12 protein-coding genes and 6 pseudogenes are annotated in these 25,680 nt (G+C 64.5%); 14 read left to right on the forward strand and 4 right to left on the reverse strand.

Annotated elements, in window-relative coordinates; translation table 11 throughout:
- Window positions 1-25: 25 nt before the first annotated feature.
- Both EKK97_RS03210 and EKK97_RS03215 read right to left on the reverse strand, forming a co-directional pair.
- On the reverse strand, window positions 26-772 hold the full coding sequence (locus EKK97_RS03210) for a DUF481 domain-containing protein (RefSeq protein ID WP_159549006.1): 747 nt from the start codon (window positions 770-772) through the stop codon (window positions 26-28).
- Between the two features lie 103 nt (window positions 773-875).
- A pseudogene (locus EKK97_RS03215) lies at window positions 876-3,397 on the reverse strand (penicillin-binding protein 1A).
- 270 nt (window positions 3,398-3,667) lie between these two features.
- On the opposite strand from EKK97_RS03215, the gene pilM reads away from it, so the two are divergent.
- The 13 genes and pseudogenes from pilM to eno all read left to right on the forward strand — a co-directional run bounded on the left by pilM (window position 3,668) and on the right by eno (window position 20,598).
- Window positions 3,668-4,729, forward strand: coding sequence for a type IV pilus assembly protein PilM (pilM, locus tag EKK97_RS03220; protein ID WP_159549009.1), 1,062 nt, complete (start codon window positions 3,668-3,670; stop codon window positions 4,727-4,729).
- Window positions 4,726-5,307, forward strand: a complete 582-nt coding sequence (locus EKK97_RS03225) for a PilN domain-containing protein (RefSeq protein ID WP_236551363.1) — start codon at window positions 4,726-4,728, stop codon at window positions 5,305-5,307. The genes pilM and EKK97_RS03225 overlap by 4 nt, the downstream gene beginning before the upstream one ends.
- Window positions 5,291-5,914: a type IV pilus inner membrane component PilO gene (locus EKK97_RS03230; RefSeq protein ID WP_159549012.1), complete on the forward strand. Its 624-nt coding sequence runs from the start codon at window positions 5,291-5,293 to the stop codon at window positions 5,912-5,914. The genes EKK97_RS03225 and EKK97_RS03230 overlap by 17 nt, the downstream gene beginning before the upstream one ends.
- Window positions 5,911-6,429: a pilus assembly protein PilP gene (locus EKK97_RS03235; protein WP_159549015.1), complete on the forward strand. Its 519-nt coding sequence runs from the start codon at window positions 5,911-5,913 to the stop codon at window positions 6,427-6,429. The genes EKK97_RS03230 and EKK97_RS03235 overlap by 4 nt, the downstream gene beginning before the upstream one ends.
- Window positions 6,430-6,557: 128 nt before the next feature.
- Window positions 6,558-7,868, forward strand: a pseudogene (locus EKK97_RS03240) (type IV pilus secretin PilQ); the annotation flags it as partial.
- Window positions 7,868-8,410 (forward strand): shikimate kinase AroK, encoded by a 543-nt coding sequence (gene aroK / locus EKK97_RS03245; protein WP_159549021.1) that lies wholly within the window; start codon window positions 7,868-7,870, stop codon window positions 8,408-8,410. The pseudogene EKK97_RS03240 and the gene aroK, both read left to right, overlap by 1 nt.
- A gap of 2 nt (window positions 8,411-8,412) precedes the next feature.
- Window positions 8,413-9,524 (forward strand): annotated as a pseudogene (gene aroB / locus EKK97_RS03250) (3-dehydroquinate synthase).
- Window positions 9,525-9,993: 469 nt separating this feature from the next.
- Window positions 9,994-14,443 (forward strand): annotated as a pseudogene (gene gltB, locus EKK97_RS03255) (glutamate synthase large subunit).
- Between the two features lie 23 nt (window positions 14,444-14,466).
- A complete protein-coding gene (locus EKK97_RS03260; RefSeq protein WP_159549024.1) occupies window positions 14,467-15,888 on the forward strand; it encodes an FAD-dependent oxidoreductase in 1,422 nt (473 codons plus the stop codon).
- Between the two features lie 114 nt (window positions 15,889-16,002).
- On the forward strand, window positions 16,003-16,557 hold the full coding sequence (locus EKK97_RS03265; RefSeq protein ID WP_159549027.1) for a cupin domain-containing protein: 555 nt from the start codon (window positions 16,003-16,005) through the stop codon (window positions 16,555-16,557).
- Window positions 16,558-16,684: 127 nt separating this feature from the next.
- Window positions 16,685-18,340 carry a CTP synthase gene (locus EKK97_RS03270; protein WP_159549030.1) on the forward strand — a complete coding sequence of 552 codons (1,656 nt, stop codon included), beginning with the start codon at window positions 16,685-16,687 and terminating at the stop codon, window positions 18,338-18,340.
- A gap of 4 nt (window positions 18,341-18,344) precedes the next feature.
- Window positions 18,345-19,211 carry a 3-deoxy-8-phosphooctulonate synthase gene (kdsA, locus tag EKK97_RS03275; RefSeq protein ID WP_422673182.1) on the forward strand — a complete coding sequence of 289 codons (867 nt, stop codon included), beginning with the start codon at window positions 18,345-18,347 and terminating at the stop codon, window positions 19,209-19,211.
- A gap of 94 nt (window positions 19,212-19,305) precedes the next feature.
- Window positions 19,306-20,598, forward strand: a complete 1,293-nt coding sequence (eno, locus tag EKK97_RS03280; protein ID WP_159549033.1) for a phosphopyruvate hydratase — start codon at window positions 19,306-19,308, stop codon at window positions 20,596-20,598.
- Between the two features lie 497 nt (window positions 20,599-21,095).
- Here the strand turns inward: eno and fdxA are convergent.
- Together fdxA and mutS are read right to left on the reverse strand one after the other, a co-directional pair.
- Window positions 21,096-21,418 (reverse strand): annotated as a pseudogene (gene fdxA, locus EKK97_RS03285) (ferredoxin FdxA).
- Between the two features lie 374 nt (window positions 21,419-21,792).
- Window positions 21,793-24,380: pseudogene (mutS, locus tag EKK97_RS03290) on the reverse strand (DNA mismatch repair protein MutS).
- A gap of 153 nt (window positions 24,381-24,533) precedes the next feature.
- On the opposite strand from mutS, the gene EKK97_RS03295 reads away from it, so the two are divergent.
- The gene (locus EKK97_RS03295; protein ID WP_159549035.1) at window positions 24,534-25,640 is read left to right on the forward strand and encodes a mechanosensitive ion channel family protein; all 1,107 of its coding nucleotides are present in this window, start codon (window positions 24,534-24,536) and stop codon (window positions 25,638-25,640) included.
- The last annotated feature ends 40 nt before the right edge of the window (window positions 25,641-25,680 follow it).

A 25,680-nucleotide genomic window follows, 5' to 3' on the forward strand; every position in this document is an offset into this window, starting at 1 on the left:
GTGTCGTCGTGCCCCGGTGTCGGAGTCACCAGGTGTAGAGCAGCGTCACGTTAGTGGTGTGGTCGGTATTCGCATCCGCCGTTTCGGGTGGGCTGGAGTTGTGCTTGATCTCATGGGAGAGGCGCAGCGAGAGCCGTGAGTTGAGTCGCGACGTGAGTGACGACACCGACCGCGAGATGGTGTTGACATCGGTGGCTTCCACCGACATCTCCTGGCGCAGGTTCGAATAGTCGGAGAGTGTCCACTGATAGTCGAGTGCGCTGTAGACGACGCCTAGGTTGTCGTTCTCGTCGTCCCGTACCCGATCGTGGCGAAACCCGGGGCCGCCCTCGAGCGATAGCCGATGTCGCTCATGATCGATGACGTCGCGACCGTAGCCGGCAATGGTAGTGAACTGCTGGTCGTAGCCGCTGAAGCGGTCCTTCTCCCAGCGGGCGAAGCCGAACAGGTAGTGCGGGCCGTGGAAGTCGTAGCGTTCGCGGCCCGAGAGAAGGTACTGCTCGGCACTGGTCTCGCCGTTGCGGGTCACGTTGCGCACTTCGCCGCGCAGTGTGTGGGTCCAGTTTCCAGTCAGCCAGGTGAGGCGGCTCTTGCCGATCAGGGTCTGGCTGTCGGTATTGCCGGAGAGGTGGGTGTAGCCGAGTTCGGCTTCGCCGCTGAAGGTCGGGGCGTCTTCCTCCGGCGGCGGAGGCGCATAGAAGACGCTGGCGGCAAGGGCGGTGCCCGGTAACAGCGTCAATCCAATGACGCTCCATGACATTAGGCGTGGCATGGCTGAATAACCTGTCCTGTTGTCCCGCTAACGGGCCGCATCAAGGGCGGCCTGTGGTGGTTGGCAAGACGTGGGCGGCCTCCGTGCCGCCCGGGCGATGTCGTCAGAAGATCGCTTCGTAGCTTCCCGTCCCCTGTGAACCGCTGCGCTGCTCGACCTCCTGCTCGATCCGGCGCGGCTCCATGTCCGGCAGGTAGTCGGGATGGAAAATCTCGCTGATACCGCCTGGCTGGCCATCGGCCAGACGCCGACCGGTCTGTTCGTCGATGCGCGCCGTGACCAGTCCCGCAGGCCGTTCGGGCCTGGCTTCGGGGCGTCCGTTCAACGCGTTGCCCATGAAGTCGATCCAGATAGGCAAGGCCGCATTGCCGCCGTACTCGGCGATCGACTCGTTATTGTCCTTGCCGACCCATACGGTCGCTACCAGGTCGTCGTTGTACCCGGCGAACCAGCCATCGCGCTGATCGTTGGTGGTGCCGGTCTTGCCGACCACGTCGTTGCGATTGAGCGACAGCGCAGCGCGTCCTGTGCCGTTCTCGATCACGTCGCGCAACATGTCGCGCAGGATATAGACGGCGGTAGGGTCGGCGACCCTGGGGGCCACGTCGTAGCGCTTGCCGTCGATCTCGACTTCGGTTTGTCCATCGCGACAGTCGCGGCAGGCAATGGCCGGCCGGGCTTCGCTGATGATCTGGTCGTCGTTGCCGCGGGTCACGCGCTCGATGAACCAGGGAGCGACCTGGAAGCCGCCATTGGCCAGCACGGCATAGGCGTTGGTCATCTCCAGCGGAGTGAGATCGGCGCTGCCCAGGGCCAGCGACAGGCCGCGGGGCAGCCGGCTCGGAGCAAAGCCGAACCCTTCCAGGTACTCAATGGTGTTTTCCAGCCCCAGGGTTTGCAGGATGCGAATGGTGACCAGGTTGCGCGAGCGTGCCAGTGCCACGCGCAGGCGAGTCGGGCCGAGGAAGTCGCCGCTGGAGTTCACCGGCCGCCACAGGCTGCTGCCGTCATGCATCACCACTGGGGCGTCGTTGACCACGGTGGAGGCTGTCATCAGGCCGGTGTCGAGTGCCGCAAGGAAGACGAAGGGCTTGAAGATCGAGCCTGACTGGCGTTGTGCCTGTACCGCACGGTTGAACTTGCTGGCGTTGAAGCTGAAGCCGCCCTGCAGGGCGAGAATGGCACCGCTACGTGGATCCATCACCACGATCGAGCCTTCGGCATCGGGGCGCTGAGAGAGTCGCCAGCTGCCGTCGTCACGCTGCAGGATGCGCACCAGGTCGCCGGTGCGGGCAATGTCGGCGGCGGAGCCCGGCTCCGGGCCACGCGCACGCGGGCTGCGATATTCGCGTGCCCAGGAAAGGCCTTCCCAGTTCAGAGTGACGATCTCGGCGTTGCGCGTCAGGACGCGCATTTCGCGGCCTTCGCTGGCCACTACGATAGCCGGTTGCAGCGGGCCGAAGCCGGGAGTACGTTCCAGTACCCGCAGCCAGTTGCTGACGTCACCGTCGATGCCTTCCACACGGGTCTGGCTGCGCTCGGCGGCCTGGCGCGCGGTCTGCATGATCTCGGGGGATTCGTCGAGTTCCTCTTCCAGTCCGCGGCGTTCGGTACGCTCCTGCGCTTCGGCCAGGCTGGCGGGAATGTCGCGCTCTTCCGGGCCGCGCCAGCCATGGCGGGTATCGTAGTCGATCAAGCCGCGGGCCAGGGCCTGACGGGCGAAAGGCTGCAGTTCGCTGTCCAGGGTGGTGTGGATGCGGTAGCCGCCGGTATAGGCCTCCTCGCCGAACTGTTCGAGGGCGTACTGGCGCGCCATCTCGGCCACGTAGTCGGCGTCCACTTCGACCTGGGCAACATGGCGGCGTGCGGTGGTCGGCTCCTGTACGGCAGCCTCGTAGGTGGCCTGGTCGATATGGCCGAGCTGGCGCATGCGGTAGAGGATCCAGTTGCGACGGATCAGCGAGCGTTCGGGTTGGCCAGCGGATTGAACAGCGAGGGCGCCTTGGGCAGACCGGCGATCATCGCTTTCTGCGCCAGGGTGAGTTCCTCCAGCGGCTTGTTGTAATAGACCTCCGCGGCGGCGGCGATGCCGTAGGCACGGTGACCGAGGAAAATCTTGTTGACGTAGAGTTCGAGGATCTCCTCCTTGGTCAGGATGCGCTCCATCTGCAGCGCCAGGAGGATCTCGCGGATCTTGCGGGTGAAGGTGCGGTCGAGCGTGAGCAGGTAGTTACGCGCCACCTGCATGGTAATGGTGGAGCCACCCGACTGGATGTCGCCGCTGGCGACCAGCTCCACCGCCGCCCGGGCCAGGCCGCGGGGGTCGACGCCGCGATGCTCGAAGAAAGCGGCATCTTCGGCGGCCAGCAGGGCCTGGATGAAGTCTTCGGGGATTTCGTCGAAGGAGACCGCCATGCGACGCTCTTCGCCATATTCGCCGATCAGCTTTCCATCACGGGTGAAGATGCGCAGCGGCGTGTGCAGCTCGAAGTCCTGCAACTGGCGAACGTCGGGCAAGCCCGGCGAGAAATACAACGCTGCCCCGGCCACGCTGAGCAGCGCCGCGACGGACAGTGAGACCAACAGCCAGAAGGCCGAGATAACCAGAGTCTTGATCCACTTCATGAAAAGGCGTTATCCGTGGTGAGAGCAGGGGGGAAATGGCGATGAAAGAGCGCCTTCACTGGCACGACCATTATAAAGAATCGAGGCCGCTTGCCACCAGCGTTGAAGCTGTGTCCCGTCCTGCTTTGTATGCAATGGCGAAATATCATGTAACCTCGTTGCGGGTAGTGCGAGTCTGGTCAGCTTTCCAGTAGCCAAGCGTTAAAGACTCGCACAAGCAAGATCATAACGAGCGAATTATCGCCACGGCATACGCAGGGATAGCGATTAATGCGACTGAGACCCTCCGGCAAGGGGTTGATCGGTGTCGACATTACCTCGGCATCGGTCAAGCTGATCGAACTCAGGCAAGTGGGTCTCCACTACCAGGTCGAAAGTTACGCCGTCAGGCCACTGCGCGAAGGCGCCGTGGTCGAGAGGCGCATTCGCGACATGGGCGAAGTGGCCGATGCGCTCCGACACGCGGTCGGGAGCGCCAGGCCAGCCTCACGGCAGGCCGTGGCTGCCGTACCGGCCAGCGCCGCCATCACCAGGATCCTGACGTTTCCCGCTTCGCTCAACGATGACGAGATCGAAGCGCGTATTCAACTCGAATCAGACAAGCACATTCCGTTTCCGTTCAGCGAGGTCGCCTTCGACTTCCAGCGTCTGGGGCTCAATGCCCGCAGTGGCGACCAACAGGACGTGCTGCTGGTCGCTTGTCGTCAGCAGGACGTCAACCAGCTCACCGATACCCTGCAGCAGGCGGGGCTCGAGCCTGTGGCGATGGATGTCGAGACCTTTGCCAAGGAGCGTGCCTTCGGCGAGCTGCGCCAGCAGCTGCCGCCGGCCGGTGGTGACGAGGACTGCGTGGCGTTGGTCGATATCGGCGCCACCATGAACGCCTTCCACGTACTGTGCGGCGGTCGTGTCGTCTATAGCCGCGACAACGCTTTCGGCGGGCGCCAGCTCACCGAGGCGATACGGGGGCGCTACGGACTGACGCTGGAGGAGGCCGGACTGGCCAAGAAGCGCGGAGAGCTGCCCGACGACTATCAGACCAGCACACTGGCACCTTTCCTCGACACCCTGGTGCAGCAGGTCGAACGTTCGCTGCAGCTCTATTATACCGCGGGTCGCAAGCACGAAGTGCAACGCATGGTGCTGGCCGGCGGTTCCAGCGTCATTCCCGGACTGGCCGAACGGCTCGCCGGGGAGGGCGCCATGCAGGTGGCCATCGCCAACCCTTTCCTGCGCATGCGATTCGGCTCGCGTATCGATGTGCAGGCCCTGGTCAGCGATGCTCCGGCCATGGTGACCGCCTGCGGCCTGGCCATGAGGTCGCCGGCATGACCATCGAGATCAACCTGTTACCTTGGCGGGAGCGGCAGCGGATCCGTCGCAGTCGCTATTTTCACCTGGCCCTGGTGGGTGCGGTGCTGCTCGGCGGAGCGGGCGGTTGGGGGCTGACCTGCTACTACGACAGCGCGCTGGATGCCCAGCACGAACGCAATGCGCATATTCGCCAGCGCATGCAACAGCTCGACGGCGAGATTCGTTCGCTAGGTGAGTATGAAGCCAAACGCGAACGCATGATCGGCCAGGTCCGGGTGTTCAGCGATCTACAGCAGGGCCGCTCCCAGACTGTGCGCGTCTTTCGCGATCTGACCCTGAGTCTGGTCGATGGCGTGCACTATACCCAGTTGAGCCGGCAGGGCGACCAGCTTCGCCTGTCGGGACGCGCGGAGAGCAACCATCGGTGTCCGAGCAGCTGCGAGCCCTGTCCGCTGCTGCGTCGTTCTCCGAGCCGGTGCTCTCCGAGGTTGAGTCCAGCGGCGGTTCACGACGCCGTTTCAGTCTCGGCGTGGGGCAGCTCAGCCCGGGTAGCGACCAGGCGGAAGGCGGGAACGAATCATGAACCTGCAGGCTGAAATTCGCCGCCTCCGCGAGCTCGACTGGCGCGGTCTGGACCTCAAGGAGGCCGGCACCTGGCCGCTGCAGCAGCAGTGGCTCTGCTGCCTGCTGATACTTGCCTTGACCCTGGCCGCGGCGCACTGGTATCTGGCCGGCCCCAAGGCCGATGAACTGCAGCGAGCGCAGGCCGAGGAGGCGCGGCTGCTGGCGGAGTACCGCAACCGAGCCGCCCAGGCGGCCCGCCTGCCCGAGATGCTCGAGCAAATGGTCCAGCTCGAGTGGCACATGGGCGAACTCATGGCCCTGCTGCCTTCTGGGGCAGAGATCCCTGCGTTGATCGACAACATCAGCGGGAGTGCTCGCGACCACCACTTGACGATCGACTTCATTCGTCTGCGTGGCATGGTCGAGCGGGACTTCTATATCGAGCGCCCCTTCGACCTGCAGGTGGAGGGCGGATACCATCAGATCGCCGGTTTCATTGCCAGCGTGGCGGCGCTGCCGCGTATCGTCACTTTACACGACTTCGTGCTGGCGCCGTTGGAAGGTAGCGAGCGCCTGCGCCTCTCGATGCTGGCCCGTACCTACAGCTATCGGCCCTTGGGCGAAGGGGATGGGCAATGAAAAGGCGCTGCTCATGGGGCCTTGTTGGCCTGTTGCTGGCTGGGTGCGCCGATCCCCAACTGGGCGATCTCGATCGTCGGCTAAGCGACATTCGCCACAATCCGGGCACGCCACGACCGCTGGAAATGCCTGCCGTGCCCGACTACGAAGCGGTGTCCTACCAGATCGGCGGCCGTCGCAGCCCGTTCCAGCCGCAGTTGCCGGAGCAGACGTCAGCGGGCAGCGGCGAACTCGCTCCGGACTCCGAGCGGGACTTGGAAGCTCTCGAGGCATACGACCTGGCAGCGCTGCGGCTCGTCGGTACCCTGACCATGAGCGGGCAGACCCATGCCCTGGTCAAGGCGCCGGATGGCGAGGTGCATCGGCTGCGGGCCGGCCATCGCCTGGGCAGGAATCACGGACGTATCGTCAGCATCACCGGCACCACGGTACAGCTGGTCGAGCTGGTGCCTGCCGGGGGAGGGGGCTGGACGGAGCGAACCGTTCGCCTGTTGCTGGACGAGGCGAGGCGTTGAAGAGTCGCGCAGTCGGTGGCTGGGTGTTGGAACAGGGAAGGTCAGGGAAAACGATGGGACATGTGATTCGCATACTTGTGGTGCTCTGTCTGGCATTGGCGGCAGCGCCTGTTCTCGCGGCATCGACATACACTGGAGAGCGCATCACGCTCAACTTCCAGGACATAGAGGTGCGCTCGGTGTTGGCGATCATCGCCGACTTCACCGGCCTCAACCTGGTGGCCAGCGACAGCGTGACCGGCCAGGTCACTCTCAACCTGCAGGACGTGCCCTGGGACCAGGCGCTCGATCTGATACTCGAGAGCCACGGCCTGGCCAGTCGCCAGGAAGGCAATGTCATCCTCGTGGCGCCGGTCAACGAGCTGGCTGACATCGAGCGCCAGCAGATCGAGGCGCGGGCGCAGTCGGAGGCGCTGGCCCCGCTGGTTTCCGAGTATGTGCAGGTGCGCTATGCGCGGGCCGAGGACCTGGCCCAACTGCTACGTGGCGAAGACGGCTTTGGCCTGCTGACCGAGCGCGGTCGGGTGGCGGTGGATGTGCGCACCAACATGCTGTTGCTTCAGGATACCGCCGATCAGGTCCAGGAAATCCTGCGCACCCTGGACCGGCTCGACGTGGCCGTGCGCCAGGTGCAGATCGAAGCGCGCATCGTCATTGCCCGTGACGGCGTGACCCAGCAGCTCGGCGTCAACTGGGGGCTCTCTTCCCGCGGCAGCCGTCGCCTTAACCTGGAAGGCGCTTCCTCCGGCGAGATGGTCGCCGCCTACGGCAATGGCTTCTCCGGCCAGCGCGATTCGCGCGGCCAGTTCACCGGTGGTGGCGACGCGCCCTCTGGCAGTCAGTTCCGGCGCGGTGGGCTTGCTGTCGACCTCGGCAGTGCCAACCCCATCACCAGCTTCGGCTTCGGGTATCTTTCCGGCGATATCCTGCTCGACCTGGAACTGCGGGCGCTGGAGAGCGAGAACCAGAGCCAGACGATTTCCCAGCCCCGCGTGATTACCGCCAACCAGCGCAAGGCGACCATCATCCAGGGCGAGGAGCGGGCCTTCCAGTCCATCGGCGAAGGCAACGTGCCGCAGACCGAGTTCAAGGAAGCCGAGCTGTCGCTGGAAGTGACGCCGCAGATCACCCCCGACAACCGAATCATCATGGATCTGGTAGTCAAGAACGACAGTTTCAGGGAGGCGCCGGCGGGGCAGGCACCGCCGATCGATACCAACCGCATCGAGACCCAGGTATTGGTCGACAATGGGGAGACGGTGGTGCTGGGCGGGATTCTTACCACCGAGCAGCTCAGTCGCTTGGTCAAGACGCCGTTCTTTGGTGACCTGCCTGTGCTGGGCAGGCTTTTCCGGTACAATGAGTCGAGCAATCAGAAAGTGGAGCTGCTGGTGTTCATCACTCCACGCATTCTCGAGGACGGCCTGGCGATTCACTGATGCAGGACTTGCCCAATCTGATATTGATCGGCCCCATGGGAGCCGGCAAGAGCACCATCGGCCGCCTTCTGGCGGCCGAGCTTTCACGTGAATTCCTCGACAGCGACCATGAGATCCAGGCGCGCTGCGGTGCCGACATTCCGTGGATCTTCGACGTCGAAGGTGAGGCGGGTTTCCGTCAGCGCGAGGAGCAGATGATCGCCGAGCTGACGGAGCTCGATGGCGTGGTCATCGCCACCGGAGGCGGAGCGGTGCTGCGTGAATCCAATCGGCGCCGGCTGCGCGAGCGGGGCACCGTGATCTACCTGTTCACCACCGTCGAGCAGCAGCTCAAGCGCGTGGCCAAGGATCGCAACCGCCCCCTGTTGCAGCGCCCCGACCGCGAGCAGGTGCTGCGCGAGATGTTCGATCTGCGCGATCCCCTCTATCGCGCCACCGCCGATGTCGTGGTGCGCACCGACCGGCGCAGTCCGCGCGCCGTGGTCAACGAGATCGTGCGTCGCGTGCAGCGGATCATCGACCCCTTACAAGCCAAGGCCTGACCATGTCCACGAGCGAACGTCAAGCGACCCGACGCAGCCTGCAGGTAGCGTTGGGTGAACGCAGCTACCCCATTCATATCGGCACCGGCCTGCTCGGCGATCCCTCCTGCCTGGCGCCCTACCTGGCCGGGCGCCAGGTCATGATCGTGACCAACGAGGCGGTTGCTCCGCATTACCTGGCGCGCCTGAAGTCAGGGTTGCCGGGCGATGCCGAGGTGCGCGAGGTGGTGCTACCCGACGGCGAGGCGACCAAGACCCTGGCCAGCGTTGGCCTTATCTGGGATGCGCTGCTCGAGGCCGGCTTCAATCGTCGCTGTACCCTGATCGCCCTGGGAGGCGGTGTGATCGGTGACATGGTTGGCTTCGCTGCCGCCTGCTACCAGCGCGGCGTCGCCTTCATCCAGGTGCCCACCACGCTGCTCTCCCAGGTGGACTCCTCGGTGGGTGGCAAGACCGGCGTCAACCATCCGCTGGGCAAGAACATGATCGGTGCCTTCTGGCAGCCGCGGGCGGTGCTGATCGACACCGATACCCTGCGCACGCTGCCGGCCAAGGAGCTCTCGGCGGGCTGGCCGAGGTGATCAAGTATGGCCTGATTCGCGATGCCGAGTTCCTCGTCTGGCTGGAAGATGCGATGACCGCCCTGAGAGCCTTGCAGCCCGAGGCGTTGGCCTGGGCCATAGAGCGCAGCTGCCAGCTCAAGGCCGACATCGTGGCCGAGGACGAAACCGAACAGGATGTACGGGCGCTGCTCAATCTCGGCCATACCTTTGGCCATGCCATCGAGGCGCACCAGGGGTATGGCCGGTGGCTGCATGGCGAGGCGGTAGGGGTTGGCATGCTGATGGCGGCAGAGCTTTCGCACCGCCTCGGCTGGCTGTCCCAGGCGGAAGTCGAGCGCACTGCCGCGATCATCGCCGCTGCCGGCCTGCCGCTGGCGGCTCCCGCCGACATGGGCGTGGAGGACTTCCTTGCGCGGATGCGCCTGGACAAGAAAAACATCGACGAGCGCCTGCGCCTGATCCTGCTCGAAACGCTGGGTCGTGCGGTGATTCACGACCAGACGCCTCGAGAGCTGCTCGAGGAGTTGCTGGCCACCTTCCCCCGGAACTGACGTTCCGCCGATTTTTCCTCTCTTGGGCGCAAGCAGGCCGCACGAATCGCTTCGTGCGGCCTGCTTGCCGTTCGTCAGGCGTTGTCCTGAGCTGTTCAGAGCGACTCGTGTTGCACCTCAGGCATCAAATCCGTATGCCTCATGCCGTATCGGTATGGGAGAAATGACCCTTTTTCGACTAAAGTCGAATGCTTGGTTTTGATCGTTTGAAATCCGTTTATGCGCCACGCAAGTCTTTGAACTGGTGGTTTTTTTTGCTTTAGATCATTCAGCAAGTTGCGGATTTGACGAGAGTTTTGCAAAGGGCGTAGCGGGCGGGAGATTGCGCGGCAGGGCAGTAACTGTCTATGCTGGGCGTCCTTTTCTCGCGACGGCAGCAGGCTGCCCTTGGCAGTCAGAATAAAAAGAAAACCAGCCAAAATACATAACTGCTTCCGTTTGGTCAATAGTCATTCTTTGAGGCACGCCCATGAACCGAGGCCTTCATCAACCAGGTGAGTTCCGCGACAACTGTGGATTCGGCTTGATCGCACATATGGAGGGGCAGGCGAGCCACGACCTGCTGCGTACCGCCATTGAATCCCTCACCTGCATGACCCACCGCGGCGGTATTGCCGCCGATGGCAAGACCGGTGATGGCTGCGGCCTGCTGCTGAAGATGCCCGAGGCCTTCATGCGCGAAGTTGCCGTCGAGGCGCTCGACGTCGAGCTCGGCGAGCGATTCGCCGTCGGAGCGGTGTTCCTGCCCGACGACGATGCCAAGGAGGCGCGTGCGCGCGGTATCCTCGAAGGCGAGCTGCGGGCCTGCGGCCTGGTGATTCGAGGCTGGCGTGAGGTTCCGGTCGACCCTTCCTGCTGCGGTCCCATCGCACGTGCCTGCCTGCCGCGGATCCGGCATCTATTCGTCGAGCCCGGCAAGCTGGGCGATGCCGATCGCTTCGATGTCGACCTGTTCATGGCGCGCCGCCGCGCCGAGCAGATGCTGCGTGACGAAGAGGACTTCTACGTCTGCTCGCTGTCGTCCCGGGTGATTTCCTACAAGGGCCTGATGATGCCGGTGGACCTGCCGACCTTCTATCAGGATCTCGGCGATGAACGCCTGGAGACCGCCATCTGCGTCTTCCACCAGCGCTTCTCCACCAACACCGAGCCGCGCTGGCCGCTGGCCCAGCCGTTCCGCCTGCTGGCCCACAATGGCGAGATCAACACCATCGAGGCCAACCGCAGCTGGGCAAATTCGCGCAAGGAGAACTTCGTCAACGAGCGCCTGCCCGACATTGCCGAGCTCGACGAGATCGTCAACACCGTAGGCTCCGACTCCTCGAGCATGGACAACATGCTGGAAGTGCTGCTGATGGGCGGTATGGAACTGCATCGCGCGGTGCGCATGATGGTGCCGCCGGCGTGGCAGAACGTCGAGACCATGAGTAGCGAGCTGCGTGCCTTCTACGAATACAACTCCATGCACCTGGAGCCGTGGGACGGTCCGGCCGGCGTGGTCATGACCGACGGCCGCCAGGCGGTGTGCATGCTCGACCGCAACGGCCTGCGCCCGGCGCGCTGGGTGATCACCAAGAACGGCTACATCACCCTGGCCTCGGAGATCGGTACCTACGACTACAAGCCCGACGACGTGGTGGCCAAGGGTCGTGTCGGGCCGGGCCAGATACTCGCCGTGGACACCCACACCGGTGAGGTGCTGCACACCGAGGACATCGACGCGCGCCTGCAGTCGGCCTACCCCTACAAGCGCTGGCTGAAGGAGGAGGCGCACTATCTGGAGTCGGCGCTGACCGAGCTGGCCAGCTTCCAGAACATGGACGCCGACGAGGTCAAGACCTGGCAGAAGATGTTCCAGGTCAGCTTCGAGGAGCGTGACCAGGTGCTGCGCCCGCTGGCCGAGAGCGGCCAGGAAGCGGTGGGCTCCATGGGCGACGACACGCCGATGGCGGTGCTGTCGCGCAAGCAGCGCCTGCTGACCGACTATTTCCGCCAGAAATTCGCCCAGGTCACCAATCCGCCCATCGACCCGCTGCGCGAAGCGATCGTGATGTCGCTGGAGACCTGCATCGGCGCCGAACTCAACGTGTTCAAGGCCACGCCGGAGCACGCGCATCGCATCATCCTGACCACGCCGGTGCTGTCGCCGCGCAAGTTCACCGCGTTGCTCGAGCAGGACGACCCGGCCTTCACCCACCAGTGCCTGAGCCTGGGCTACGACCCCGAGCAGATGGGGCTCAAGGCGGCGATCCTCGAGCTGTGTCGTCAGGCCGAAGCGGCGGTGCATGAAGGCAAGGTGATCCTGGTGCTGTCGGACGCCAATCTCGAAAAGGGCCAGCTGCCGATCCACGCGGCGCTGGCGGTGGGGGCGGTGCATCACCATCTGGGCAAGCTGGCGCTGCGTCCGCGCGCCAACCTGGTGGTCGAGACCGGCTACGCTCGCGACGCGCACCAGATGGCGGTGCTGTTCGGCGTCGGCGCCACCGCGGTGTTCCCGTGGCTGGCCTACCAGGTCATGGCCGACATGCACCGTACCGGCGAGCTCACCGGCAACCCGGCGGATGCCCGCGAGAACTACCGCAAGGGCATGCAGAAGGGGCTCTACAAGATTCTCTCCAAGATGGGGATCTCGACGCTTGCCTCCTACCGCGGCTCTCAGCTGTTCGAGGCGGTGGGACTCTCCTCCGAGGTGGTCGAGCTGTGCTTCACCGGCATGGCCTCGCGCATCGAGGGGACGGGTTTCAGCGAACTGCAGCTGCAGCAGGAGCTGCTGGCGCGGGACGCCTGGACGCCGCGCAAGGGCATCGCCCAGGGTGGCCTGCTCAAGTACGTTCACGATCACGAGTATCACGCCTACAATCCCGACGTGGTCAAGGCGTTGCAGGAGGCCGTGCAGGAGGGCGACTACCGCAAGTGGAAGAAATTCGCCCAACTGGTCAACGAGCGTCCTGCCGCGACCATCCGCGACCTGCTGGGGCTCAAGGCCGCCGAAACGGCGCTGCCGCTCGAAGAGGTGGAGTCGGTCGACGACTTGATTCCACGCTTTGACAGCGCCGGCATGTCGCTGGGGGCGCTCTCCCCGAGGCCCATGAAGCGCTGGCCCAGGCCATGAACGAGGCCGGTGGGCGCTCCAACTCCGGTGAGGGCGGTGAGGATCCGGCGCGCTACGGCACCATCCGCTCTTCCAAGATCAAGCAGATCGCCTCGGGCCGCTTCGGCGTCACCCCGGCCTACCTGGTCAACGCCGAAGTGCTGCAGATCAAGGTGGCGCAGGGCGCCAAGCCCGGAGAGGGTGGCCAACTGCCCGGCGGCAAGGTCAACGACCTGATCGCTCGGTTGCGCTACTCGGTACCCGGCGTGACGCTGATCTCGCCGCCGCCGCACCACGACATCTATTCCATCGAGGACCTGGCGCAGCTGATCTTCGACCTCAAGCAGGTCAATCCTGAGGCGCAGGTGTCGGTGAAGCTGGTCTCCGAGCCTGGTATCGGCACCATCGCCACCGGTGTGGCCAAGGCCTACGCCGACCTGATCACCGTGTCGGGCTACGATGGCGGCACCGCGGCCAGCCCGCTGACCTCGATCAAGCACGCCGGCAGCCCCTGGGAACTGGGCCTGCCCGAAGTGCACCAGGCGCTGCGCATCAACGGCCTGCGCGACAAGATCCGCCTGCAGACCGACGGCGGCCTGAAAACCGGCCTCGACGTGGTCAAGGCGGCGATTCTCGGCGCCGAGAGCTTCGGCTTCGGCACCGCGCCGATGGTGGCGCTGGGCTGCAAGTACCTGCGTATCTGCCACCTCAACAACTGCGCCACCGGCGTCGCCACCCAGCATCAGTACCTGCGCGACGAGCATTTCCGCGGCACCGTGGACATGGTCAAGAACTACTTCCGCTTCATCGCCGAGGAGGTGCGTGAGCTGCTGGCCATGATGGGCGTGCGCAAGCTGACCGACCTGATCGGCCGCACCGACCTGCTCGAAGTGCTGGAGGGGGACACCGCCTCCCAGCGCAAGCTCGACCTGACGCCGCTACTGGCCAACGACTTCGTGCCCGCCGATGCGCCGCAGTTCTGCCAGGTCAGCCGCAACGTGCCGCACGACCCCGGCACCAAGAACCAGGAGGTACTGGCGACCATCGAGCAGGCCATCGCCGACAAGAGCGGCGGTGAGTTCGCCTTCACCATCACCAACTGCGACCGCTCGGTGCCGGCGCTCTCCTCCGGTGCGGTGGCCAAGCACTACGGCGAGGCCGGCCTCGAGGACGCTCCGATCACGCTGCGCTTCACTGGCGTGGCCGGGCAGAGCTTCGGGGTATGGAACGCGCGTGGCCTCAACCTCTACCTGGAAGGCGATGCCAACGACTACGTCGGCAAGGGCATGAACGGCGGCAAGGTGGTGCTGGTACCGCCCGTGGCAGCCGCTTCGAGAGCCACAAGACGGCGATCATCGGCAATACCTGCCTGTACGGCGCCACCGGCGGCAAGCTGTTCGCCGCCGGCACGGCCGGCGAACGCTTCGCCGTGCGCAACTCCGGCGCCCATGCGGTGATCGAAGGTTCCGGCGACCACTGCTGCGAGTACATGACCGGCGGGCTGGTCTGCGTGCTCGGCAGGACCGGCGTCAACTTCGGTGCCGGCATGACCGGCGGCTTCGCCTACGTCCTCGACGAGGATCGTTCCTTCGTCGACCGCTACAACCATGAGCTGGTGGAGATCCACCGGGTCAATACCGAGGCCATGGAGGCCTACCGGCGTCACCTGCGGGAGATCATCGAGGAGTTCGTGGCCGAGACGGGCTCCGCCCGAGGGCGCGAGATCCTCGACGACTTCGGCGACTTCGTCCGTCACTTCTGGCTGGTCAAGCCCAAGGCGGCGAGCCTGAACAGCCTGCTCGACGAATCGCGCAGACGTCCCGAGTGAGCCGGATTCCAGGAGATACACAAATGGCCAACCGTTTGACCAGAAACGACTTCCAGTTCATCGACGTGGGTCGCCAGGATCCGCAGAAGAAGGACGCCCGGACCCGCTCGCGCGAGTTCGCCGAGATCTACGAGCCGTTCAAGCCCCAGGAGGCGGCCAGCCAGTCGCACCGCTGCCTGCACTGCGGCAACCCGTACTGCGAGTGGAAGTGCCCGGTGCACAACTACATTCCCAACTGGCTGCAACTGGTGGCCGAGGGCAATATCCTCGAGGCCGCCGAGCTGTCGCACAAGACCAACTCGCTGCCCGAGGTGTGCGGCCGGGTGTGCCCGCAGGACCGTCTGTGCGAGGGCGCCTGTACCCTCAACGACGGCTTCGGCGCGGTGACCATTGGCTCGGTGGAGAAGTACATCACCGACACCGCCTTCGCCATGGGCTGGCGTCCGGACATGTCCCAGGTCACCTGGACCGACAAGAAGGTCGCCATCATCGGTGCCGGCCCGGCGGGTCTGGGCTGCGCCGACATCCTGGTGCGCAACGGGGTCAAGCCGGTAGTGTTCGACAAGTACCCCGAGATCGGCGGCCTGCTGACCTTCGGCATTCCCGAGTTCAAGCTCGACAAGACGGTGATGGAGCGCCGCCGCGCGGTGTTCGAGGAGATGGGCATCGAGTTCCGCCTGGGCGTCGAGATCGGCAAGGACATCCCCTTCGAGTCACTGCTCGAAGAGTACGATGCGGTGTTCCTCGGCATGGGCACCTACAAGTACATGACCGGCGGCTTCCCTGGCGAGGACCTGCCCGGCGTGCACAAGGCGCTCGATTACCTGATCGCCAACGTCAATCACTGCCTCGGCTTTGAGACCGATCCTGCCGACTACGTCTCGCTGGAAGGCCAGAAGGTGGTAGTGCTGGGTGGCGGCGACACCGCCATGGATTGCAACCGCACGGCGATTCGTCAGGGTGCCAGCTCGGTCACCTGCGCCTATCGCCGTGACGAGGAGAACATGCCCGGCTCCAAGCGTGAGGTGGCCAATGCCCGCGAGGAGGGGGTGGAGTTTCTGTTCAATCGCCAGCCGGTGGCGGTAGTGGGCGAAGGCAAGGTCGAGGGGGTCAAGGTGGTGCGCACGCGCCTGGGCGAGCCCGACGAGAACGGTCGCCGTCGTCCCGAGGTGGTGCCCGGCTCCGAGGAGATCCTGCCGGCCGACGCCGTGGTCATCGCCTTCGGCTTTCAGCCGAGCCCGGCGCCCTGGTTCGAGAAGTTCGGCATCGAGCTCGACGAGCGTGACCGCGTGGTGGCCCCCGAGAAGGGCGATTATGCCTTCCAGACCACCAACGAGAAGATCTTCGCCGGCGGCGACATGGTGCGCGGCTCCGATCTGGTGGTCACCGCCGTGTTCGAGGGACGTCAGGCCGCCGAGGGCATCCTCGACTACCTCGGTGTGTAAGCGTTCCACTCCCGATGCGTTCCGCCCCGGCCAAGTGCCGGGGCGTTGTCGTTCTGGGCGCTCCTTTTCTAGACTCAGGTCTGTGACAGCAGCTGAACGCGACAGGAGACGATCATGGACGATTCGCTCGAAATGCTGGGGCTGGCCGATGCCGATGGCGGCCCCGTTGCCCCCGATTGCCAGGTCTTCGCCGACGACGGGCGCATCCCCAACAGCCCGCTGGCGACGTTGCTGTTTCGCTCCCGCGGAGTCGTTGCCGCGCTCGACCGCGAGGCTATCGCGGCGCGTTTCGAGCGGCTGTTTCGCGCCAACGGCTGGCGGCCGAGCTGGCGCGGTGGGGTCTACGATTACCACCACTATCACTCCATCGCCCACGAGGCCTTTGGCGTGCTCTCGGGCTGGGGCAGGCTGCGCCTGGGCGGTGAGCGAGGCGAGGATTTCACGCTCGAGACCGGCGATGCCCTGGTGCTGCCGGCGGGCACCGGCCACTGCCACCTGGAGGCCAGCGAGGATTTCCTGCTGCTCGCTGCCTACCCCAGGGATCAGCGCGAACTCGACCTGATCCGTGCCGACCCGGAGGCACACGATGCTGCCGTGGCGCGTATCGCCCAGGTTTCGCGGCCGCCGCACGACCCGCTGGGCGGTGACAGTGCGCGCTGGTGGGCGTGAAGGTGCGGTCGTGAATCTCGGCGTACGTGTACCGAAATTGAGCCATTGGTCGTAATCTGCTACGCTGTCGTCCCATCCTGGCGCGGCTTTCTGCCGGGCCTACCGATCACGTTTCGACAGGTTTTCCATGACACGATATATCTTCGTGACCGGCGGCGTTGTGTCCTCTCTCGGCAAGGGCATCGCGTCGGCCTCGCTGGCGGCGATTCTCGAGGCGCGTGGCCTCAAGGTCACCATGCTCAAGCTCGATCCCTACATCAACGTGGATCCGGGCACCATGAGCCCCTTCCAGCACGGCGAGGTGTTCGTCACCGAAGATGGCGCCGAGACCGACCTCGACCTGGGTCACTACGAGCGCTTCATCCGCACCAAGATGACCCAGGGCAACAACTTCACCACCGGCCGCGTCTACGAGCACGTACTGCGCCGTGAGCGCCGTGGCGACTACCTGGGCGGCACGGTGCAGGTGATCCCGCACATCACCGACGAGATCAAGCGTCGTGTGTATGCCGGTGGAGAGGGCTTCGATGTGGCTCTGGTCGAGATCGGCGGTACCGTGGGCGACATCGAGTCGCTGCCGTTCCTCGAGTCGATCCGCCAGATCCGTAGCGAGCTGGGGGCGAGCCGGGCGATCTTCATGCACCTCACCCTGGTGCCCTACATCAAGACCGCCGGCGAGACCAAGACCAAGCCGACCCAGCACAGCGTCAAGGAGCTGCGTTCGATCGGTATCCAGCCCGACATCCTGATCTGTCGCAGCGAGGTCGAGCTGGAGGAGACCGAGCGGCGCAAGATTGCGCTGTTCACCAACGTCGAGGAGCGCGCGGTCATCCCGCTGCAGGATGCCGACACCATCTACCGGATTCCGCTGATGCTCCACGAGCACGGCCTCGACGAGATCGTCTGCGACAAGCTGCGCCTCGAGGCCGATCCGGCCGACCTCGCCGAATGGGTTCGCGTGCTCGATGCCAAGCTCAACCCGCTCAAGTCGATCAACATCGCCATGGTCGGCAAGTACATGGAGCTGCTCGACGCCTACAAGTCGCTCAACGAGGCGCTGATCCATGCCGGCATCCAGACTCGGGTCAAGGTCAACGTCGACTACATCGATTCCGAGGACATCGAGCGCCACGGCACCGAGCGCCTGGCCGGCAAGGACGCCATCCTGGTGCCGGGCGGCTTCGGCGAGCGCGGCGTGGAGGGCAAGATCGAGACCGCCCGCTACGCTCGCGAGAACGGCATTCCCTACCTCGGCATCTGCCTCGGCATGCAGGTCGCGGTGATCGAGTTCGCTCGCCACGTGGCAGGCTGGGAGGACGCCAACTCCACCGAGTTCACCCACGATACCCAGCATCCGGTGGTGGGCCTGATCACCGAGTGGATCAATGCCGAAGGCAAGATCGAGCTGCGCAGCGAGGCCTCCGACCTGGGCGGCACCATGCGCCTGGGCGGTCAGGTCTGCCATCTCGAGCCTGGCACCAAGGCGCGCGAGGCCTACGGCAGCGACGAGATCGTCGAGCGCCACCGCCACCGCTTCGAGGTCAACAACCAGTTCGTCGAGGCGCTGGAGAAGGCCGGCCTGGTGGTTTCCGGCAAGAGCGTCGACAACTCCCTGGTGGAAATGGTCGAGCTGCCTGATCACCCCTGGTTCGTGGCCTGCCAGTTCCATCCCGAATTCACTTCCACACCGCGCGATGGCCACCCGCTGTTTACCGGATTCGTCAATGCGGCGCTGGAGCACAAGGCGGCGCGTACTCGCGCACTGACCTCGCATCAGGAGTGAGACCATGTCAGAGATGGCCCCGTCCGCACCCGAACGTCATGTTTCCATTGCCGGCCTCACCGCCGGCAATTCTTTGCCCTTGATGCTGCTCGGCGGCATGAACGTACTGGAGTCCCGCGAGCTTGCCCTCGAGGTGGCCGAAACCTATGTCGAGGTGACCGGCCGGCTCGGTATGCCCTACGTCTTCAAGGCCAGCTTCGACAAGGCCAACCGCAGCTCGATCCATTCGTTCCGTGGCCCCGGGCTGGAGCAGGGGCTCGAGATACTGGCCGAGATCAAGCAGCGCTTCGGCGTGCCGGTGATTACCGACGTCCACGAACCGTGGCAGGCCGAGCCTGTGGCCGAAGTCGCCGACATCATCCAACTGCCGGCGTTCCTGGCGCGCCAGACCGACCTGGTAGTCGCCATGGCCCGGACCGGCGCGGTGATCAACATCAAGAAGCCGCAGTTCCTGGCGCCCCACGAGATGCGTCACATCATTCGCAAGTGCGAGGAGGCCGGCAACGACCGCGTGCTGCTGTGCGAGCGCGGCTCGAGCTTCGGATACAATAACCTGGTGGTTGACATGCTCGGCTTCGGCGACATGAAGCAGACCGGCTGCCCAGTCTTCTTCGACGTCACCCACTCCCTGCAGCGCCCGGGCGGACGTGCCGACAGTGCCGGCGGGCGTCGCCAGCAGGTCGCCGAGCTGGCACGGGCGGGTGTCGCCGTAGGGCTTGCCGGGCTTTTCCTCGAAGCCCACCCGGACCCCGACAGCGCTCTGTGCGACGGTCCCTGCGCGCTGCCGCTGGATCGGCTCGAGCCCTTCCTGACGCAGCTCAAGGCGCTCGACGAACTGGTCAAGGGCTTCCCGGCACTGAGAATCGAATAACGGGCTACCCAGGCAGCTTCTATAAAGGCCGAGAGAGAAAGCAGTTCCCATCGACTCAATCAACGCTGACTGACTGAATGAAAGGACGACACAGATGACCAAGATTGTCGAAATCCACGCCCTCGAGGTGCTCGATTCCCGTGGCAACCCCACCGTGCAGGCCGAAGTGCACCTGGAGAGCGGCGCCGTGGGCGTGGCCTGCGCTCCCAGCGGTGCTTCCACCGGCTCGCGCGAGGCCCTGGAGCTGCGTGACGGCGACAAGTCGCGCTACCTGGGCAAGGGCGTGCTGAAGGCGGTCGAGGCGGTCAACGGCGCCATCCGTGGGCGTCTGGTCGGGATGGATGCCCGCGACCAGCGTGGTCTCGACAATGCCATGATCGAACTCGATGGTACCGACAACAAGGCCAATCTTGGCGCCAACGCCATCCTTGCCGTGTCGCTGGCTGCCGCCAAGGCCGCGGCCAACGCCAAGGGCATGCCGCTGTATGCCCACATCGCCGAACTCTATGGCCAGCCGGGCCAGTACAGCATGCCGGTACCGATGATGAACATCCTCAACGGCGGCGAGCATGCCGACAATAACGTCGACATCCAGGAGTTCATGATCCAGCCGGTGGGTGCGCCCAACTTCCGCGAGGCTCTGCGGGTTGGCGCCGAGATCTTCCATGCACTGAAGAAGGTGCTCTCTGCGCGCGGCCTGGCCACTGCGGTGGGCGACGAGGGCGGCTTCGCGCCGAACCTGGAGTCCAACGCCGAGGCGCTGGCGGTAATCAAGCAGGCCGTGAGCGATGCCGGCTACGAACTCGGCCGTGACGTGACCCTGGCGCTCGACTGCGCCTCCTCCGAGTTCTACCGGGACGGCCAGTACAGCCTGTCGGGCGAAGGCAAGTCCTTTGATGCCGCCGGCTTCGTCGACTACTTGGCCGAGCTGTGCGACCAGTACCCCATCGTCTCCATCGAAGACGGCATGGACGAATCCGACTGGGACGGCTGGAAGGCACTGACCGACAAGCTCGGCGACAAGGTGCAACTGGTCGGCGACGATCTGTTCGTCACCAACACCAAGATTCTCAAGCGCGGCATCGATGAGAAGATCGGCAACTCCATCCTGATCAAGTTCAACCAGATCGGCTCGCTCTCCGAGACGCTGGACGCCATCAAGATGGCCCAGGACGCCGGCTTCACCGCGGTGATCTCTCACCGTAGCGGCGAGACCGAGGACACCACCATCGCCGATCTGGCCGTGGGCACCTCGGCCGGGCAGATCAAGACCGGCTCGCTGTGCCGCTCCGACCGGGTCGCCAAGTACAACCGGTTGCTGGTGATCGAGCAGCAGCTCGGCGAGCGCGTCGGTTACCCCGGTCGCTCCGCAATCAAGGGTCAGTGATTCATCCAACCGACGACATTGCTGACATTCTTGTAGGATATTTGCTACAAAGAGGCGACGATTTAAGCTAATGGAAGCCTCAGAAGGTCGACACCTAAGGTGTCGGCCTTCTTTTATGTCTTTGTTTTAAAAGAATTCTGCTTGGAGGTGGTCAACCTGGGGCAGGCGATAAGGTTGCTTAGGGCGTGCTTGCGTCGTTTGGCGGAAATGCCAGAATGGACGTGGGACAAGGCAGAGCGGGAGGCTCTCCAGCAGGATGCAACGGGATGCTATTTGTGTGGCACGCCCGGTGTGACAGGAAGTCGCCTCCGGGCAGGGAAGATGCCACAGGAGAGAGGGCGGAGGGAGCCGCCCAAGGAAATGCTGGGAGCCGGGCGGCCTATGGGCCGCCTTTTTTTGCGTGTCGTGGTCAGGAAAATGTGCCGAGTGCTAGGCAACCCGGTACTCGGGCATTTCCCGGCACTCAGCTATTATTTGGTCGCAGAAAGCTGCGAGACTCAGCGCTCCAGGTACTGCAGCTTGCCAGGCTTGCCGTCCCACTCCTCGGCGTCGGCCGGGGATCCTTCTTCTCCGCGATGTTGGGCCACACCTCGGAGAGTTCGGCATTGAGGGCAATGAACTCTTCCTGGCCCTCTGGTAGTTCATCTTCCGAGAAGATCGCTTCGGCAGGACACTCGGGCTCGCACAGGGCGCAGTCGATACACTCGTCCGGATGGATTACCAGAAAGTTGGGCCCTTCGTAGAAGCAATCCACCGGGCAGACCTCGACGCAATCGGTGTACTTGCACTTGATGCAGTTTTCGGTGACGACAAAGGTCATGCCTGTCTCCCTCCTCGCAGCCGGGTCGTGCCCTTCCCGGTTGGTAATGTTCGGTATCAGTCTTAGAGAAGCACTGAACAAATGCCTGTGCGAGCGAATCGCTGCGTTACGCGGTGCTCGGAATCCTCACATATACCCCATATGCTCCGGTTGACTCGAAGCCTTCGGCTTCTCGCCCCTTCGGGGTCAGCCTACGGCTGTTTGTCGCTATGCTCGGTTCTGTGCTCCGTGCGCCTTGCGCTTCACCTCGCTCGGCGATTTCTTCAGCACTTTCTTAGGTCTGATGGTTATAAAAAATAAACTTTTTATAAGATTGAAATCGCTGGACGCTTCATTCTAGACATGCCGCCCTGCCTGAGCAAGCGGCGCGGCGCCTACAGCTGCTTCCGCCAGGCATAGATCAACTCCAGCGCTTGGCGCGGCGTCAGCTCATCCGGGTCGAGGCCGGCTAGGGCGTCGAGCAGCGGGTGCGGCGCGGTGGCGAACAGGTCGCTCTGCATCGGCTTGGCTGCGTTGGCGTTATAGGTTTCGCCGCGACTGCTCTGGTCCACCTCCTGCTGCTCGAGCTGCGCCAACTTGTCGCGTGCGCGTGCAATGACGGATTGAGGCACGCCGGCCAGTTGGGCCACCTGCAAGCCGTAGCTTTGACTGGCAGGGCCCTCTTCCACCCGATGCATGAAAACGATGCCATCGCGGTGTTCGGCGGCGGTGAGGTGCACGTTGGCTACCCCCTCGGCCTGCTCGGCCAGCGCGGTCATCTCGAAATAATGGGTGGCGAACAGGGTGAAGGCGCGTGTGCGGGTCAGGTGCTCGGCGCTGGCCCAGGCCAGCGACAGGCCGTCGAAGGTGCTGGTGCCTCGCCCGATCTCGTCCATCAGCACCAGGCTATGGTCGGTGGCGTTGTGCAGGATACTGGCGGTCTCGGTCATCTCCACCATGAAGGTGGAGCGGCCGCCGGCCAGGTCGTCCGACGAGCCGATGCGGGTGAAGATGCGGTCCACCGGGCCGATGCACGCCTCGTCCGCCGGCACGAAGCTGCCGGTATGGGCGAGCAGGACGATCAGCGCCGCCTGGCGCATGTAGGTCGATTTACCGCCCATGTTGGGACCGGTGATGACCAGCATGCGGCGGCGGTCGTCGAGCATCAGGTCGTTGGGCACGAAGGGGGCGTCGCTGACGTGCTCCACCACCGGGTGGCGTCCGCCGCGAATCTCGATGCCCGGCGCTTCGGCGAGACGGGGCCGCGAGAAGCCGAGTGCCTGGGCGCGCTCAGCGAAGGCCGCCAGCACGTCCAGGGCGGCCAGAGCGCGGCCGGTGCCTTGGAGCGCATTGAGTTCGGCGTTGAGTGAATCGAGTAGGCCGTCGTAGAGCAGCTTCTCGCGGGCCAGGGCTCGCGACTTGGCCGACAGCGCCTTGTCCTCGAACTCCTTGAGTTCGGGGATGATGAAGCGCTCGGCGTTCTTCAGGGTCTGGCGCCGGATGTAGTCGACCGGTGCCTCGCGGGCCTGGGCGCGGGGGATCTCGATGTAGTAGCCGTGCACCCGGTTGTAGCCCACCTTGAGGCCGGCGAGGCCGGTGCGCTCGCGCTCGCGGACCTCGAGCTGCACCAGGTAGTCGCCGGCATGCTCGGCCAGCCCGCGGTAGTCGTCGAGCTCGGCGTCGAAGCCTTCGCGAATCACGCCGCCGTCGCGAATTACCACGGGCGGGTTGTCGACCAGCCCACGGGCGAGCAGGTCGGCGAGTTCGGGGTAGGGGCGGATATGGTGACTCAGCTCGTCGAGTGCGGTGCCGTCACTGTAGCCGGCGAGTTCGCGCTCGAGTTCCGGCAGGGCCAGCAGGGCGTCGCGCAGGCGCGCGAGGTCTCGCGGTCGCGCACTGTAGAGCGCGACACGCGCAAGGATGCGCTCGACGTCGCCGATCGCCTTGAGCAACTCGCGCAGGGCCATGAAGCCCTCCTGCTCGAGCAGCAGGGCGACCGCCGCCTGGCGTCCCTGCACCTGGGCACGGTCGCGCAGCGGGCGGTTGAGCCAGCGCTTGAGCAGTCGCGAGCCCATGGCGGTGGCGGTGGTGTCGAGCACACTGGCCAGGGTGTTGTCGCCGCTGCCGCCGAGGTTGGTATCGATCTCCAGGTTGCGACGGCTGGCGGCATCGATCACCACGGCATCGTCGCGGCTCTCCACGCCGAGCGCGGTAACGTGAGGTAGCCGCGAGCGCTGGGTGTCGCGGGCATACTCGACCAGCACCCCGGCAGCGGTGAGTGCCGCTTGGAGATGAGCGCAGCCGAAACCGCGCAGATCCTGTACCTGGAATTGATCGCACAGCAGGCGGTTGGCGGTTTCGAGATCGAACAGCCAGTCGCTCTGGCGGCGCAGGCCCTGCCTTCCCTCCAGGGCGGGAGGCAGTGACAGGCTTTCGGGTACCAGCAGCTCCGCGGGATCGAGGCGCTGCAGTTCGGCGAGCATGTCCCTTCGCCCTCCACCTCCAGCACGCTGAAGCGTCCACTGGAAAGCTCCAGCCAGGCGATTCCCCAGCAGTCGCCGACGGGATGCACGGCGACCAACAGATTGTCGCGCCGGGCATCGAGCAAGGCCTCGTCGTGCAGCGTACCGGGGGTGACGATGCGCACCACGCGGCGCTCCACCGGTCCCTTGCTCGTCGCCGGATCGCCGATCTGTTCGCAGATCGCCACCGATTCGCCGGCTTTCACCAGGCGCGCCAAGTAGCCTTCGGCGCTATGGTAGGGCACCCCGGCCATGGGAATCGGCTTGCCCGCGGACTGGCCGCGCTGGGTCAGGGTGATATCGAGTAGCGCGGCGGCGCGTCTGGCGTCGTCGAAGAACAGTTCGTAGAAGTCGCCCATTCGATAGAAGAGCAGCACGTCAGGGTGCTCGCGCTTGATCTTCAGGTACTGAGCCATCATCGGCGTATGGCTCGGCACATCCGTCTTGACCGCGTCGTTCATGCTTTCTCGGCTGGCTTGTCGGTTGTGTGGGGCATGGAAGAGAGCAAGGTTACCACGCCCCACCCGCGCTCGACATGCCGTAACAAAGCCACGGCATCAGGAGGCGTCGTTTTGACCATAATGACTGGCGCCATTGGACAAAGGGAGGCATCCATGGAGACGGAACTCTGGCAAGACTGGGGGGCATGGCTAAGCCAGCCTACCCTGGTGACTGCGCTCCTGCTGCTGGGCATCACGCTAGTCGCTTACCTCGTCCTGCGCCTGGCATTGCGCCTGCTCGTTGGCCGCATCATCGACTGGTCGGCCCATGGGCGCGGACACTGGCGGCACTATGCCGCGCATATCGCCGAGCATACCAGCCGGCTGTTGCTCGCCGTGCTGGCATTGCAGGTTGCCCTGTTCGTGGTAGAGCTCGATCCTGTCTGGGAACAGCGGGTCAGCCACCTGTGGTTCCTTGTGTTGGCGTTTCAGTTCGGCCTGTGGGTCGATGCCGCGCTCGACCTGTGGAAGGAGGGTACGCTGCGATCGGAGGCCGGGCGCGATAACCAGCTGACCGTGACCATGGTCCTGCTGATGTTTCGCACCGGGCTCTGGGCCGTGGTGCTGCTTTCCATCCTGGCCAATCTGGGGGTCAACATCACCGCCTTCGTGGCCAGCCTGGGGATCGGCGGCATTGCCATCGCGCTGGCGGTGCAGACGCTGCTCGGCGACCTGTTCGCCTCTGCGTCGATCGGCATCGACAAGCCGTTCAAGGTCGGACACTTCATCGTCTTCGGCGATATCGCCGGCACCATCGAGTACATCGGGCTCAAGACCACCCGTATACGCAGCCTCAGCGGCGAGCAAATCATCATCTCCAACACTCGCCTGCTGCAGCAGACCATTCATAACTACAACCGCATGCAGGAGCGGCGTGTGGTGTTCAACCTGTCGCTCTCCTTTCGGACGCCGCTGGATAAGGTGCGCGAGGTGCCGGAGGTGGTCAGGCAGGTCATCGAATCGGTGGAGAGCACGCGCTTCGACCGGGCCCATCTGCGTTTCTTCGATGACTACGCGCTGAAATACGAAGTCGTCTACTACGTACTCAGCTCGGATTTCACGCTCTACATGGATATTCAGCAGGCGATCAACTTCGGCTTGCTGGACGAATTGCGCAAGCGCGAGATCAAATTCGCCATGCCGGTGCGCTCGCTCGAGTTCCTCGACGAAGTGCCATCCACCGCTACCGGCTTTCAGGTGCAGCAGGCCTCGCGGTCGTGAGGCCGTTGCTGGCGGGTAGGAGCATCAGGACCACTGATGA

Source organism: Billgrantia tianxiuensis (genome assembly GCF_009834345.1).
In the GTDB taxonomy this organism is placed as follows: domain Bacteria; phylum Pseudomonadota; class Gammaproteobacteria; order Pseudomonadales; family Halomonadaceae; genus Halomonas; species Halomonas tianxiuensis.